A 15,100-nucleotide genomic window follows, 5' to 3' on the forward strand; every position below is an offset into this window, starting at 1 on the left:
AGCCGGAATCGCCCGATGGATCGAATTTTACAATTTCCAGCGCCCTCATCAGGCGCTGGAAGAGCCGCGCGCCGATGACGGTCTGGCGGGCCGGTGTCACCGGCGCATTCGGCGAAGAGGCTGTGGATATGACGCTTCTCGCAAGCGAGAAGCTTGGACAACGCTGCGCGTTGCCCACATCCCCACAGCCACAACAGCAGCAAGCAAGAGTAGCGTAAAGTTTTTGGGAAGAAGGAACGGCAGCAGCTTCACTTAAGAAACCCGGACCCAGTGGTCCTCAGCATAGGGTCCACTTCACAACCTCCTTCATTGTCTGCGCAGAAGCGGATCTCGCAAAGGCAGCGCCCGCTATCTGTGAACACAAGTTTGAATGCGCTGGCCAGAACTGCAACGCGTCCATCAGAGGTATGGTGGCAAGGCCGATCTACGAGGAATCTTTGTCCCGTATGAAGGAGGCTGCCCGCGAAATCAGTGTAAGTCCGCCGGATGATTCGTCGACGAATGTGAGGCCGACGGCGAACGTCCGGCGTATCGAGGCGATGGAGCGCTTGACAAGCCATCCTGACGAGGGGCACGACCGAGGCGAGAATGCTTCACTAGTAGCCCCTCGGGCTGATCCTGACGATCATGCCGCTCGAGTCAATCGGAGAAGGCGTCAAACAGGCGACCGAATATGGATGGGCGGCATACGTCTTCATTGGTTCACCCGAACGCAGCGAATCCTATCCGCGGCATTCTCCGTGGGCGTTGTCAGCATAATTACCTCAAAGGAGTTGCCGCGGAGATCCGTCTCATGCAGGCATAAAGCAGAGTGGATACGGTTACGAAGGCGGCGATCTAGGAGTGCGGAGTTTCCAGTAACTGATGCTGGAACAGGTTCCTTTCAGCTAGGTCCAAGTGGACGGCGGATAGTATATCGTAGCTGATGATATCACAAAGAGCGTCGGCGACGCTCTTCCATGCATTCGGTATTACCATTCCCGGACTATGGTAATCCAATCGTAGATCGCGAGCGAGCTCCGACTTGCACGCAGATTCTTCGCCACCGCCTGGGTCAACTACCAATGCTAGTAATTGATCAAGATAAAAGAGCATGTCATCTATGCCTAGATAGTCGTTGAGCCCATCAAAACGTCAGAAGGAGTTGGATATGGTAACATCAACCAAGAGTTCTTATCGGACGATCCTGATCGACGCGCTGGCTCGTCGCCTGCAGAAATGGTGCGCGCTCATATGCGCTCCGAGCGCGAGCTTTCGTTCATTGTGGGACTTCTGATGCGGTCTCCGAGCCGATCGCCAAGCGCTGTATCAAAATCGCCAGCCCGTCGGGGCGACTAATTGCCTGCTCTCTCGGCTACCGCAGCTCTAGCGAACCAGTGCGCCAATTTGATGGAGCGCGTGGTAGATACGAGCACAACTGCCTACGCGCATTTGTGCTGGTGGCGGCTTCGAAATTTCGATCGATGCGCGCCTGCTATTGATGAGCAGGCGGCACATCTGAACGCGGCGCTAGAAGATAAATCCAATTCAAAGGGAGATATGGCATGCAACGCAATGGCGAAATTAAGCTCGGACTGTTCCTCCGTCGGGTGGGGTTTCACGAGGGTGCATGGCGCGATCCGAGCGTGCCAGCGAATGGCGGAATTGATATTGACCATTATGCTCATCTCGCAGCACTTGCTGAAGGTGCGGCGTTTCACTTCGTATTTCTCGACGATAGCCCGAGTGTAGTAGAGCGAGATCACGCACACATTGCTCGCGTAAGCCGAAACGATGGGTTCGAGCCAATCACGCTCTTATCGGCGCTTTCATCCAGAACAAAGCACGTCGGCCTTGTCGCGACAGCCACGACGACCTATCACCAGCCCTATCATATTGCGCGCATGCTCGCCTCACTTGACCACCTATCGCGGGGCCGTGCTGCCTGGAACATTGTCACCTCGGGATCCAAGTTCGAAGCCCCAAACTTCGGCGAAAAGGAACTTCCAGAACATGATATGCGCTATGCTCGAGCGAGAGAATTCGTGGAGGTTGTCAAGGGTCTCTGGGATACGTGGGAAGATGAAGCTTTCATTCGAGACAAGCAGAGTGGTATTTTCGCTGACACCACGAAGCTGCATCTGCTTAACCACCGAGGGGACTACTTGTCAGTCACAGGTCCACTGAACATCGCAAGGCCACCGCAAGGGCATCCCGTGTTGGTTCAGGCTGGCGCATCCGATGCCGGAACACGGTTTGCTGCAGAGTTCGCCGAAGTAGTGTTCACCGCCGAACCTTTTTTAGATAACGGCAAACGACATTATGCAACTCTCAAAGAGAAGGCGCGCGCACTTGGTCGGAAAGACGATCAGGTGCTAGTCATGCCGGGCATTGTCCCGATTATTGGGAGGACCAAGCAAGAAGCGTCTGAGAAGCTTCAAAGACTACAATCGTATACGCACATCGACGTACAAATTGGATTGGCCGATCGTATGCTGGGGTTCGTCACCGACTTGCGTTCAATGAATCTCGATTCATTGGTGCCCGAAACCTTACCGCAGACAAATGTCACCCAGAGCTATCAGAAGCTACTCCTCGACTTGGCAGTCCGCGAGAAATTTACCTGGAGGCAACTGATCCGCCTAGTGTCGGACTGCAAGGGCCAGCTCATGGTTGTCGGAACTCCAGACGAAATCGTCGACAGCATGGTGGATGCATTTGATCAATACGCGGCTGACGGATTCAATGTAATGCCGGCGACCCTTCCAGACGGACTCAAGGAGTTTATTGAGCTCGTTGTTCCTGAATTGCGCCGACGAGGCAAATTCAGATCGGGATACTCTGGGCAAACACTGCGAGAGAACCTCGGTCTCAAGCGGCCACTCAATCGGTTCACGCGCGCAGCCTAAGTAGTCGTCCATGAAAAGGTACTCACCGCCGTAGAGCAGAGTCGGCGTTTGTTGTGGCGGTCGCCTTTGAGATCGCAAGCTTTCGGGTTCAAGAGTCTCGGAATCTTGCTATTTCATTTCTTGAGAGTGAATAAGTCTGATGGCATGGCATTTGAGCAGAGGTGGTAAGCGCCGCCTCTCTCAGAGAGGCCGACCGCTCCCGCAATCCAGCCCTGTGATAGGAGAGTTTCCGAGATCCCCGCCGACGCAGATCGAAATACGTGACGGTCTGCAATTTGTCTTCTCGCCGACGGCACGGCCATACCACCAATCCGGAACTCGTCGTCTATATGCGGCGTTGCGCCGAGTTCCAGGCCGTGCTGAGTGCCGACAAGTAGGTGAGTTTTCTGGAGGCGATCGCGAGCCTGAAGAGGGTTGATGATGGTCGATCCGGGCGGATTATCGTATCGCAGGTCTTTTTGTCGTTTCGGGTCAAGTAGGGGAAAGGGGGTGTCGAGGCACTCCGCCCGAAGCTTGCCGTTGAAGGATTCGATTGAGCTGTTATCGGTTGGTTTGTAACCGGCGTGAGCCCTCCACCTCGCCATTGCGAGGTTTGCCCGCCATACAGCCTGGTATCAGCTGATCGGTGGAGGTGCAACGATGGCAAATACCATGCTTGATACCTGGTAAGAAGACGATTCCTATCTCGTGTCGAGGTGATCACCGGGCAGCGCCGGCGGCGGCGATGGCGACGGGCGCGAAGGCCCGGATCACGGCGGAGAGCTTTGAGGAGGGGTGCGAACATCTCCGAGGTGGCGCGGCGCAATGGCGTTGCCCGCGGGCTGCTCACGATATGGCGAACTAGGTTGCGGCGATGTCTTCGCATTCCGCAGCAAGCGCATGAACAGAGTGAAGATTCTGGCGTGGACGACAGCGGCATGGTGCGGGTGACGAAGTGGCTGCACCAGGGCGCTTCACCTGGCCGCCGATCCGCGACGGCGTGGTGCATCTCAGTGCGACGCAGCTCGCGATCCTGCTCGACTATCCATGCGAATGCTCCTCCTCGTGAGGCTCAGTGATTCTGAGATCAAGATGATCGAGCGCGTGATTGCGGAGTTTTCGAACGGCCTCAATCACGCGCGGCGTGTTGGAGAACAGGTGCGCGCCGGAAGGGTGACGATCGATCAAAAGGCGCCCTTGCCTGATCTGAACGTAGAGCCAGTTCACGGGAATGTTCAATACGCCGGAGAGTTCCTGTGCGCTGAGCAAGTCGGGTGAATGCCGCCATCGCGTACGTTGTTCGGTAAGCCCCTTGAGGCCGGCATGCAAGCGAATGCGCTGGACGGTGATGGCAGTACTTTGTCGGGGCAATTTGGTGACCCGTGTCCTTCGCTCGTCAACATGGCAGCCATCTCGTCGTCGTGCATCTTGGTGCGAGCGAGCTCGAGCAGGCGTTCTCGCATCTCCGCGCCTCGGGCGAGATTCGCTACTGAGTTGACACGCATCTTTACCTCGATCTCGGTGACGGCTCCGCCGCGCCAGACGATCCTCACGCTGACGACGTCGTGCTCGCCGCGGTCGAGGATCACCTCGTCAATGTGACAGCGCAGCAGCGCCTTGCGTTTGGCGTCGGTCGTGCTCGAGTCCATCCAGATCTCAGGCAGCCGGCCGGAGAGGCGGATGACTTTGTCGTTTAGCGCCTTGTTGCCGACGGTGATCTGAGCGATAGCCTGGGGAGACTTCAAACGGGCCAGGACCTCCTCTGCCGCTTGGACCTCCTTCAGAGCCGCCTCGCTCGAGCTCGGCGGCGACAAGCCGGTTGTCAGGATCGACGCGGTTGAACTGACGTTCGGCGAGCGCTGCTTCGTAGCGCCGGCGTTCGAGCTGCTGCTCGGCGCTGCTCCGTATTGCTTTGTACGCCTGTTGCTGAGCGTGACGAGCGCACGACAACGCGTCGATCTCGGCCGGAGCCAGCGCTATGAGGAACGCTTGCGCCACGGCGGCGTCGACGCGGGGAGCACGGATGTATTGGCACGCCGGCAGCCCCTGACGCGAACGCAGGTGATTGCAGACGTACTCGGCGCCACTAGCGAGCATACATCTTGTGACCACATCTTCCGCACCATGCGATGCCTCGCAGCGGCAGTTCGCCCTCACGTGGAGCACCCCTGGTCTTGTTGCGCATGTATTCTGCTCGGTTGTCGCTGACGATGCCCCTGATCTTCTCGTAGCTTTGCCAAGTGATATATGCAGGATAGCGGTCCTTGACGATGGTCCGCCATTGCTCGATCGGCTTCGGCGCCTTCGTCGGTAATCCTCCATCCGACGGTTTGCGCAATCGTGTCCGTCTGTAGACGAAGGCGCCTGCATAGGCGGGGTTCTTCAGAATCGCTGCGACCGCCGATGTCGTCGCCCGCGCCCAATGCAGATCACCGTGACGATCGCGGCGCGGCAGCTCCAGACCGCGGTCGTTGAACTCACGCAAGACCTTGGCAACTGTGCGCACCTTCAGGAAGGTTTCGAACAGCAGCTCGAGACGTTCCTGTACCTCCACGTTCGGGTCCTTGACGACGACGCCAGAGGGATCGCGGACAAGGCCGATGTGAGCGCAAGCTCACCGCGCTCCGCCTTGGCGAGAAGACCCGCCGTCAATCGACTACGTATCGCATGGAGCTCGAGCTCCGATATCGTCCCTTATAAGCCGAGCAGCAGTCGGCCATTCGCGCTGCCGGGGTCATAGACGCCATCACGGTCGGCGATGAGGCAGCCGTGCAGCCCGCATATATCGAGCAGCGGATACCAATCCGAGCAGTTGCGGGCGAGGCGCGTCACGTCGATCGACAGGATCAGACCAACCTCCTTGAGCCCAACACGTCCGACCAGCTCCTTGAAGCCGCTGCGCTGAGCCGCGGCCTGCCCAAGCGAGGGGCTCGCCTGGATCCGGGTCCACATCAACCTTTTCGCCTTCCTCGGCGGCGCGCCGACATTTGTGGTCTGCGACAATCTCAAGGCCGCCATCACCAATCCGGCCGCCACGATCCCGGCCTCAACCGAACCTACGCCGAGATGGCGGGCCATTACGGTACGGCCATTCTCGCAGCCCGGCCGCGGCGCCCAAAAGATAAGGCAAAGGTCGAAGTTGCGGTGCAAGTCGCCCAGCGATGGATTCTGGCGCGGCTGCGCAACCAATGCTTCTTTTCGTTAGCGGAGCTGAACCAGCCATCAAAATACTCGTCGTCGAACTCAATGCCCGTCAGATGCGCGACTTTGGCGCCAGCCGCGCCGAACTGTTCGCCGAGCTCGACAGGCCCAAGCTGACAAAGCTGCCAGACCAGGCTTACGCTTTCGCACGCTGGAAGCGATGCCGAGTTCGCCCCGACTATCATATCGAGATCGATGGACACTGGTATTCCGCGCCGTATCGGCTCATCCGCGAGCTCGTCGATGCGCGCATCGACGACAGGACGGTCGAGATGTTCCACAACGGCCGCAGGATCGCCAGCCACGCCCGCGCGCCCAACCGGCGGGGCCACACCACCATCGCCGACCATATGCCCAGCGCCCATCGGCGCTACAGCCAATGGACGCCCGCCGGAGTGATCGCCGCTGGCGAGCGGATCGGTCCGTCGACCGCCGCCTTCTTCCAGGCCGTGATCGCGGCCCGGCCGCATCCCGAGCAAGGCTTTCGCACCTGCCTCGGCATTCTGTCGCTGGCTAAAAGCTACAGCGCCGAGCGCGTCGACGCGGCCTGCCGGCGCGGCATTCTGATCAAGGCGCGATCCGTCGCCTCGATCCGCTCCATCCTCGAGAACGGCCTGGATCGCACCTTTCTCGACGAGCCCCCCGAACACCACCCGCGCCACGGCAACATCCGCGGCCGGGATTATTTCCACTGAAGCCAAGGAGACCTGTATGCTCAACCATCCCACCCACGAACGCCTGATCGAGCTCGGCTTGAGAGGCATGGCCAAGGCCTTCGAGGAGCAAGGACGATCGCCTGATCTCGAAGCCTTTCCGTTCGAAGATCGCATCGGCCTGCTGGTCGATCGGGAAGCCGCGGAACGCGACACCAGGAGGCTCACCACGCGCCTCAAGCTGGCCTCGCTCCGCCAGAATGCCTGCGTGGAGGACGTCGATTTGCGCACGCCGCGGGGTATCGACCGGGCCGTCTTCGCCAAACTCGTCAGCGGCGACTGGATCGATCGCCACGAGAATTTGCTGATAACCGGGGCGACCGGATTGGGCAAAAGTTGGTTAGCCTGTGCCCTCGGCCACGAGGCCTGTTGCGACAATCGCTCGGTTCTCTATCATCGCGTCCCAAGATTGTTTGAAGCGTTGGCGCTCGCGCGGGGCAATGGACGTTATGCCCGCTTGCTCAAAACCCTTGGCCGCGCCCAGGTTCTGATTTCGGACGATTGGGGACTGTCGGTGCTCACCGTCGCCGAGCAGCGCGATCTACTGGAAGTCCTCGAGGACCGCCATGCCCGTGCCTCCACCATCGTAACCAGCCAACTCCCCGTGGACACATGGCACGAAGTTATCGGAGAACCGATGACTTCATGATACCTCCTTTTTCGAACGCTTGGTGCGTCGTACCCGATTGCGAAGCTGACTGATTTGTTCGTCTGAGAGCTCGATCTGCCATGGCTGGCCTTTGGTTAACTGACGACCTGCCAGCAATCCGCGCCCAAGATAATCGAACACCGTTTGCGGGTTACTCCAAGCTCGGCCGCTGCGCCCTGAATCGAGAAGCTATCGTCGGGCCAGCGCATCGGATTCTTGTCCACGCCGTTGATTTTGACGGTGGGAATGCCTCAGCGGGTACGCAACACCCAGACGTTCTCGCCTTCGAAGGCGCAGCCTCGGGCCGCGACGAATCCCTCCTGATTGAGTATTGCAGCGATCTCGCCATCCATTTTGTGTTCAGCATTCAACTCGACGATCCGTCGCCGCAACCGATCAATGTCGATGTAATCGCGGTAGGTGTGAACGCGCCGTTGTAGTGATGCTCGCTGGTGCGCCGGTCTGCCAGACGATCTTGAGCCACACCTGACCTCGGGTCCGCTTCTGATCAAGAACGACTTCACGGATGACAAATCGCAGAATACGCTTGCGATCGGCTGCCGTCGTGGTGGCCGCGTTCCAAATCCGCGGCAGGTTCTCGCCGAGCGCTTGTAGCCCTGCACGTTCCGCCGGGCCAATCAGAAGCGGCTCTTGCGTGTGCCCAACGCGCATGCTCCTGCTCGACGGCCTCGACGACACGCAGCTTCTCTTCCCAAGCCTGCTCAAGTGAGCGCGCCACAAGACGGTTCTCGGGCTCTACGGCGTCATACTGACGTCGAGCGCGCTCGGCCTCGTAGCGGGCGCGTTCCACACGAAGCACCCACTGGCCCTCGAGCTGACGGCTCTCCTGCTCCAGTTGGCCCGCCGCCGCGATTGCGATCTCAATCTGATCCGGCACCAGGGTGTCGAGGACCACCCGCTCGATAAGCGCGTCAACCGCCAAGGCCCGCACTCCTGGCACAGTGCACTACCTTGCTGGTCCCGATCCGACCGGCAGCAATAGACCGGATAGTCGGCATTCGGGCCCGTGTAGCGCATGCTCATGCGCCGTCCACGACGGCCGCAGATCGCAATTCCTTGTAGCAAGGCTGCCCCCTTGCGCGGTACGCCAGAATGTCCCGCCTCATATATCTGCCAGTCGCCCCTGGTTGGCCATGAACTCCTCCCAGCCGATATAGCCTGGGTGAGCGGCGTGTAGGCAAACCGCCCAATCCGCGATCGCCACCTTGACCGTTCCCGTCAGCAATCCCGGCCGGCATCGGCTCGGATCCTTTTGCCGGCGGCCATAAACATATGCCCCAGCATAAGCCGACTTTTGAAGGATACTAAGAACGCGTGTGCTATCTGGCGCACCGCACGCCAGACGATCTCGTGTGGAGATGGCCCAAGCAGCGGTCGAACCGGCAGGGACAATCCGTTCCTGTCCAAGCAACGCATCACACGGCGAGCGCTTTGCAGTTCCCGGAATTTGGCAAACGCGACATGAAGACGGGCCTGCACCTCCTCATCGGAATTGAGAATAATTGTGCCCGCTCGATCATAGGCGAGCCCGGCTGGCAGGGGCAGCCGCAGTTCGCCGCGCGCCGCTTTCTGGCGTTCCCCTTGGTGAAGGCGCATTCGAAGCTGATGCAACTCCGCCTCGCTCATGATGCCGGACAAGCCCAACAGCAGGCGGTCGTGGTAGGCGCGCGGATCGTAAAGCCGCTCGCCATCCGCAATGAGCACGCCGAACACCGAGCACAGTTCCAGGAGCTGATGCCAGTCCCGGTTATTGCGGGCCAAGCGAGAAGCGTCGAGTCTCACCACAAGACCGGCGTTGCCAAGGCCGATCTCGGCAATGAGCTTCTGAAAACCATGACGATCCACGCCGCCAGCACCGGATTTACCCAGATCCTCGTCAATGACCTGGACGCGCTCCGGCGGCCAACCCAGACTGATGGCGCGATCGACGAGGCCGTACTGCAGCTCGGTGCTCTCCTGGTGCTGGCTCACCTGGTTCACGGATGACTGCCGCACGTAGACATAGGCCAACTTGGCTCGGTGTGCCGTCGTGAGCCGCTCGTCAGCGATGTTCGAGCTGATTAGCACGACCCTGTCCCCTTCCGGGCGTGCCGGGGATCGCTTGCATTCGCCGCATCAGCGCGGCGATCGTTTGAGCAATCTGGGTTTGCGTCGCGGTCGACCGATTCGGCCACAGGCGCGGAATGTCGGCCGTTGGACGGCCGGGTGGATTTGCCAAGGTCGGCGGGGTCGATACGCAACGCGACCTGGAAGCGGTCGGTGGGTCATCGCGAATTACCTTCTCGTGGAGAAGGCTCAGACTCGCGCTCAAATGTTGCATCAATGGGATCAGCGTCCGTGCACTGATGCACGGCAGATCGGCCGCGTTCGGGCGGGAAGTGATCGGCGTCTCGGCAAGATCGGTTGACGCGATCCGAACCGCTCGCGGCCGTCCGTCCGGCAGCGCGACAACGACGTAGGCGGGACCGCGCCCCGACCACTCCTTCAGCACCTCAAGCCAGTGCCCGAACAAAAAATGATGCGGGTCGGTGATTGTGACGTGAGACACGACCCGGTCAAGAATAGCGGTACTCTGTCGTGTTCGGCGATCCCACACTCGCCGACGCCATTCTCGATCGCCCCGTCCACAACGCGCACCGCCTCCAGCTTGCCGGCGAAAGCATGCGAAAACGCAACGCCAAAACCATCACCCTTGACGAGCAGCCAGAACGCTGACCCTATCACCGCCTCGGCCAAAGCGGGCTGCTCACAATCGTCTGAATTCAGCGCTTATGATCGCGCGAAATCGCTGCTCACCATCAGTGAAATATGCAACGCTCGCGGCCGCTGATCGTAGCAGACGCGGGGCTCATACCGGTTACGTCGGTTTGCCCGGCCGCGAGAAGTCAAGAACAACACCCTCTTGGTAAGCTCACAGGTCAAGATTGCGCGGCGCCTGATGGACGCCATTTCGACGTGTCGGACTTCGCTCGGCAGTCAAGCGAACAATGAGACGGCTACGGTACCACGTGCATCGGCTATCACTCCTGTTGCAGTCGACATTGCTAGAGGCGCCAAGGTTCGACGCTTGCGCGTGACAATGCGTGCTCGTTCCAGCGCCGTACTTCCGATCGTTTTCTGCTTACCAGCATCAGCTGGTTAGTTGAGATTTCTGGCGATCTCGCCCATCTCGCTGATCTCTCTGCATTCACCCAGAGCCTCAGTCAGCCGCCGGTCGAGAGTCCCGCCTTGAGATTTCGATTTGCGGGTGCCGGTTATCCCGAACTTGGTAAATGATTCGGGGAGTAGGCATTTGCGCGACAAAATCACCGACGGGTGAACGGCCGGTTGGCCGTTCGCGCTGCAACAGGCGGCAGGCGTGCGCCGTCTCCTTGCGTCCGATGGCGATGGCGCTCGACTGCAAAACCCTCAGGCCCCTGAGTACGGCGCGCGCCCTCTCCAAGTCAAATCCACTCATGCCGTGTGCGGTCCAACCTGCGGCCGTTGCCTGGTTGGCAACCTGGACCAGGCGGCGGCGCTGTCAAAGAATGGACGCGGTAAAATTGCGGATCGGTCTTCCCTGGGGCGTGAACTTCTTCCTGGGCAGCAGATCAACAAGCGCCGCCGCGTGTCGCCCACGCTGGTCGAACGCAGTCAAAGGGGTGAGAAAGACTTCGAATTCTGTCCGGCCGCGCAAGGCATAGAGAAAGCGTCATGGCTGGGGGCTAACAGCAGAGGGCGCCCCTCGAGCGGCTCGAAGAAAGTGTTCAAAACTCCCTTCAGGTCCGGAGCGACCTGAGGTCAACGAATATGCGCTCTGCAGATATTCGGGGACACTTTCTGTTTGGGCAGCCGGGTGGCCATGCAGATGCCGAGGCTCAAATTGTGCCTCCGGTAATTGCCAGGCATCATCCAGCGCTATCGCCGTAAAAGGAATCCCAATCCACTCCCCGGCCTAGCAGAACGATTCTGCTCGCTCCCGCCGGCGACCGAACTGCGAGCGAGGTCTTGTTCGAGCCCGCACAGGGTGCGCCGTCTTCTGAAGAGCACCCGAAATCTCGGGGAGAGTTGGCGGCGTTGAAGCGCGCAAGACTGATCGGATTCGCAGTCCATCTTCATTCAAAGACTTCAGTCCTAAACAGCGAATGATTCACTGATGCAGCGCGTGTTCAGCTGACAGACATTTGAAGGGCAAGGTCCAGAATTCGGTCGGATTGCGAGGCGCTTCCAAGCATTTCCTTCGCGCAGACCATACCGAGCATGGGGCGCACGATGATGCCGCTATTGGATGCCCATACGCGCATTCAATCGACTTTTATGGAAGTCAGCCTGCAGTCGGGAGTACTGCGACATCGCCTCCATGAGAACAACCGGCTAAGTGCCGGCCGTTCAAACAAGAACATCACGCTCCAACAAGAATTTGTCGCCAGTTTATCAGCGGATCGCCTGCGAGTCTGTCGAATGTGCCGCCGCAGGACGTCATCCTTATCGTCTGTTCGACAGCCGACGGGCAAGCTCGAGCGGCAAGATTGCTGAGTGCAAAGTACAAAAATCGGATCCGATGCACATCGATGGCTGACTATGGGCGCGTCTCGGTCAGAAGTCGCAGGCGCGAGCCGGGCCGCTGCAAGGATGTGGTGTGGTTTCCGGTATCGGTAGTTTATTCCCCTGCATCAAAGGTGATTTGGCCGAGCCAAGAAGTCACTTCCACGTGTTCAGAGCGACCGTCAGACGCCGCAAGGCTTTGTCGAGTAATTTGAGATCAATGCCGTAGGAGAGGCCGACCCCGGCGGGATCGCCAAACGCCGTACCCGAGACCGTAGCAACACCGGCGTCCATCAGCAGCACATTTGCGACGTCATCGGCGTTGATTTCGTGGCCATAGCGGTTGGCGCGTCGCTGCCATCCTACGAGATCGAGATAGAAGTAATAGCCACCTTGCGCGGCCGGTTGGGGTACTGACTTCAGCGTTGACAGGATAGAGAGTCCGAGCGCACGCGCGTTAGCAACGTGGCGCTGCAATTGCAGCTGGAAGGCAGCATCGCCAGATTCCAGGTGATTGAGCAGCGCATGCTGTGCAATGACATCGGGACAGGACATATAGCTTTGTAGCGACCCAACTGCGCTGATCACTGTCTTGGGAGCGGCGAGATAGCCAATCCTCCAGCCGGTGAGGGCCAATGATTTGGCAAACGAATTGACGATTAAAGTACGATCGCGCACGGATGGCGCCACCGACACGATCGGATGATGAGTGTGTGGGGCATGGGCGAAGGCTCCGTAGCATTCATCAAAGATGATCCAGAGATCGCGGTCTATTGCGAGTTGGGCAATGCCGGCAAGGGTGGAGCGGTCATATATCACACCGGTCGGATTACTCGGCGTATTGACCAAGATGGCCTTAGTCTTGGATGTAACAGCGGCCGCGAGGTCCGCAAGCTTCGGCACATAACTGTTATGCCGGGTATCGATGAAGACCGGTGTGCCGCCAGCAAGGCCGATCTGGACAGGGAAAGAAGTCCAGCAGGGGGCGGGGACCAGTACCTCATCCCCGGGATTCAGAAGAGCCATGGCCGCATTAAAGAGCGCCTGCTTGGCGCCGCTCGTCACCGCGATCTCATCTGCCGACCAAGATTGAGCGGTATCCGCGGAAATCTTGCGAGCAAGGGCATGGCGCAACTTCAGCAGACCGAGCGTGCCAGTGTAGCGATTCGAGCTGCAATTGATCGCAGCTATGGCACCCTCGCGTATCGAAGGAGCTAACTCGCTCCAGATCTCCCCGGCGGTCAGATCGATGATTTGGTCGCCGCACGCAGCAGCAGCTTCGGCGGCGGTCCACGCGGCGGCGATACTCGATGATTTGAATAAGACGGTCCGTTGCGCCAACATAAAGAGCGCTCTCCGTCGATCCGAAGAGCCCCTTTATGGTTGCACTGGGACGCGAGGTCTACCGAGATCGTTGGAAATGAGATCCCACGAATCGAAGGAGACATGATGATGGCCCTCGTCAATTGTTCGGACGAAAGGGAATGAGCTCGTGGCTCTTCTTCGGTCGACTAGGTGGCCAGGTAGAAAGGCAAAGGGAGCGGGTCGAGAAGACACGGCAGCAGTGCACAGGTGAGTCCCGCAAGAGCTGTCACGCCATTTGATGAGATATCCAATATCAAATGGACAGACAAGCGTTTCGTTGAAGGATGCCGTGGAGCGCGAAGATAGGGCGGTGGGTTGCATGACGCGACTCAATCGAGAACGAATGGGGGGCGCATTGATGATAAGCGTCGCCGAGTGTCCGGGAGACGCAGATATCGTTTCCGTACGGGCGAGTTAATCACAGTTCACAATTTGAAGGACCTCCTCGAGCCTTCGAGAGACGGCTTTCCGCGCGGTCGCGACGAAATCGGCGATCTTGCTGCATAGCACTGGCCTGCCAGTCGCGTACGTGAAGCCGGCTCTTTCGTACCATAGCAGCAATCAGCGTGCCACTCGTGGCCGCTAATGCTTGCGTCGCGCGACGATAGAAAGACGCGTCCCTGCCAATGTTCGTCATGCCCGTCCTGTCGGTTTTCCTACATGAAGGTATTCAATCGAACATGGGCGGCTCGACGAAGATGGAAGGGAGACCCTCTCACAGCTGATGTGGGAGCCAACCGGGTGGTAGGCCAGCGGTCGTTTCTCGCGCACACCGCGCGCCGTATATCGTTGATAGGCAAGGAGGTGCGCATCGTCGTCAAACTTCATTTTCGCGAGGGCCACCAGTTAGCGTAGCCAAGAACAGGCATCGCGTTGGTCGAGTTGATTTGTTGGTAACGCATCTACATCCGTCCTCCATACTGTTAGTTGCTTCTCACTGAACGCTCCAGCCCTCGGTATTCAGTATCCATTTGTTGCGTGCTGATCCGGTGTTTGCGGCACACGTCCGTGGTATTCGCCTCGGTATCTTGCTCCCGCAAAATCCCGATGATCTGTCCTTCCGTGAACCGGCTTGCCTTCATATCCATCCCGCTCCGTGATGATAGACGCTACCCGTTCTTGCAGGAGATTGCGGGGCTCAGGTGAGTTAGAAGTTCCGCGGAGCTGATATCCATTGAATGGACCTCGACTTACGAGGCGGGCAGGAAGGGGCCCATGCCAAGAGATAACCATTTTGCCAACGCAAGGACGTTTTCCGTCTTGCTAGATCGGACCTTGCTGACGCTATCCGGTGTAACTACAGCAATCCTTTGGCTTGGCTGCTGTACTAAGCAGTTACAGTCTCGATCTCTCCAACGAAGGTTTGTGTCTCAACTTCATCGCTAACCCATTCCACTACCGCCGTCCCTTTGAAGTGGACCCCGGATTTTGGACCGGCGGCTTAGGTGGTGCGGATGCCGTTTGATCTTCCCCCGAAAAAATGGACAGGGTTAAGCTGCTTTTAGCTCCATCTCGATCGGGCTGATATAGCCGATGGCGGAGTGACGACGCTTTCGATTGTAGAAGCCCTCGATGTAAGCAAAGATATCACGTCTGGCTTCCTCACGTGTTTCATAATGCTGCTGATGGACGAGTTCTGTTTTGAGCGTGTGGAAGAAACTCTCCATCGGCGCGTTATCGTAACGATCGGCCTTGCGGCTCATCGAGGCTCGAAAACCGGCGGACTGCATCATCTTCCGATAGTCCGTCGAAGCATATTG

Annotated in this window: 11 protein-coding genes and 5 pseudogenes; 6 read left to right on the plus strand and 10 right to left on the minus strand. The window is 58.7% G+C overall.

The features are described 5' to 3' along the window. The first annotated feature begins 308 nt into the window (after positions 1 to 308). Together HCN50_RS34930 and HCN50_RS32695 are read left to right on the plus strand one after the other, a co-directional pair. On the plus strand, positions 309 to 926 hold the full coding sequence (locus tag HCN50_RS34930) for an aldehyde dehydrogenase family protein (RefSeq protein ID WP_376700351.1): 618 nt from the start codon (positions 309 to 311) through the stop codon (positions 924 to 926). Between the two features lie 618 nt (positions 927 to 1,544). After that, positions 1,545 to 2,888, plus strand: coding sequence for an LLM class flavin-dependent oxidoreductase (locus HCN50_RS32695; RefSeq protein WP_171713969.1), 1,344 nt, complete (start codon positions 1,545 to 1,547; stop codon positions 2,886 to 2,888). A 455-nt stretch (positions 2,889 to 3,343) separates the two neighbouring features. Here HCN50_RS32695 and HCN50_RS34060 read toward each other — a convergent pair. The 4 genes and pseudogenes from HCN50_RS34060 to HCN50_RS34075 all read right to left on the minus strand — a co-directional run. Next, positions 3,344 to 3,442 (minus strand): annotated as a pseudogene (locus HCN50_RS34060) (integrase core domain-containing protein); the annotation flags it as partial. A gap of 660 nt (positions 3,443 to 4,102) precedes the next feature. Next, entirely contained in the window at positions 4,103 to 4,612 is a 510-nt protein-coding gene (locus HCN50_RS34065) for a hypothetical protein (protein ID WP_235977375.1), read from the minus strand. A 341-nt stretch (positions 4,613 to 4,953) separates the two neighbouring features. Continuing rightward, a complete protein-coding gene (locus HCN50_RS34070; RefSeq protein WP_311968263.1) occupies positions 4,954 to 5,421 on the minus strand; it encodes a recombinase family protein in 468 nt (155 codons plus the stop codon). A gap of 140 nt (positions 5,422 to 5,561) precedes the next feature. Beyond that, entirely contained in the window at positions 5,562 to 5,885 is a 324-nt protein-coding gene (locus tag HCN50_RS34075; protein WP_311968264.1) for a recombinase family protein, read from the minus strand. Here HCN50_RS34075 and HCN50_RS32710 point away from each other — a divergent pair. The 3 genes and pseudogenes from HCN50_RS32710 to HCN50_RS32720 all read left to right on the plus strand — a co-directional run. Then, a pseudogene (locus HCN50_RS32710) lies at positions 5,773 to 6,763 on the plus strand (Mu transposase domain-containing protein); the annotation flags it as partial. The gene HCN50_RS34075 and the pseudogene HCN50_RS32710 sit on opposite strands and share 113 nt — an antisense overlap. A 16-nt stretch (positions 6,764 to 6,779) precedes the next feature. Then, positions 6,780 to 7,418, plus strand: a pseudogene (locus HCN50_RS32715) (ATP-binding protein); the annotation flags it as partial. Between the two features lie 92 nt (positions 7,419 to 7,510). Further along, complete coding sequence (locus HCN50_RS32720) at positions 7,511 to 7,870, plus strand: hypothetical protein (protein ID WP_171713972.1); 360 nt, start codon at positions 7,511 to 7,513, stop codon at positions 7,868 to 7,870. Positions 7,871 to 7,950: 80 nt separating this feature from the next. On the opposite strand, the gene HCN50_RS32725 is transcribed toward HCN50_RS32720, so the two are convergent. The 3 genes from HCN50_RS32725 to HCN50_RS34585 form a co-directional block, all read right to left on the minus strand. Continuing rightward, positions 7,951 to 8,373 (minus strand): hypothetical protein, encoded by a 423-nt coding sequence (locus tag HCN50_RS32725; protein WP_171713973.1) that lies wholly within the window; start codon positions 8,371 to 8,373, stop codon positions 7,951 to 7,953. Between the two features lie 180 nt (positions 8,374 to 8,553). Next, positions 8,554 to 8,754: a hypothetical protein gene (locus HCN50_RS34080; protein ID WP_311968265.1), complete on the minus strand. Its 201-nt coding sequence runs from the start codon at positions 8,752 to 8,754 to the stop codon at positions 8,554 to 8,556. After that, positions 8,670 to 9,461, minus strand: coding sequence for a recombinase family protein (locus tag HCN50_RS34585; protein ID WP_311968266.1), 792 nt, complete (start codon positions 9,459 to 9,461; stop codon positions 8,670 to 8,672). The genes HCN50_RS34080 and HCN50_RS34585 overlap by 85 nt, the downstream gene beginning before the upstream one ends. A gap of 573 nt (positions 9,462 to 10,034) precedes the next feature. Between HCN50_RS34585 and HCN50_RS32735 the strand changes: the two are divergent. Continuing rightward, positions 10,035 to 10,166: pseudogene (locus tag HCN50_RS32735) on the plus strand (ATP-binding protein); the annotation flags it as partial. Positions 10,167 to 12,131: 1,965 nt separating this feature from the next. On the opposite strand, the gene HCN50_RS32740 reads toward HCN50_RS32735, so the two are convergent. The 3 genes and pseudogenes from HCN50_RS32740 to HCN50_RS32745 form a co-directional block, all read right to left on the minus strand. Next, positions 12,132 to 13,319, minus strand: a complete 1,188-nt coding sequence (locus HCN50_RS32740; protein ID WP_171713975.1) for a pyridoxal phosphate-dependent aminotransferase — start codon at positions 13,317 to 13,319, stop codon at positions 12,132 to 12,134. 998 nt (positions 13,320 to 14,317) lie between these two features. Further along, a pseudogene (locus HCN50_RS34090) lies at positions 14,318 to 14,422 on the minus strand (transposase); the annotation flags it as partial. Between the two features lie 408 nt (positions 14,423 to 14,830). Continuing rightward, on the minus strand, positions 14,831 to 15,100 hold a 270-nt coding region (locus tag HCN50_RS32745), incomplete at its 5' end, for an IS3 family transposase (RefSeq protein WP_210265194.1).

It is taken from the genome of Bradyrhizobium archetypum (assembly GCF_013114835.1).
Classification (GTDB): domain Bacteria; phylum Pseudomonadota; class Alphaproteobacteria; order Rhizobiales; family Xanthobacteraceae; genus Bradyrhizobium; species Bradyrhizobium archetypum.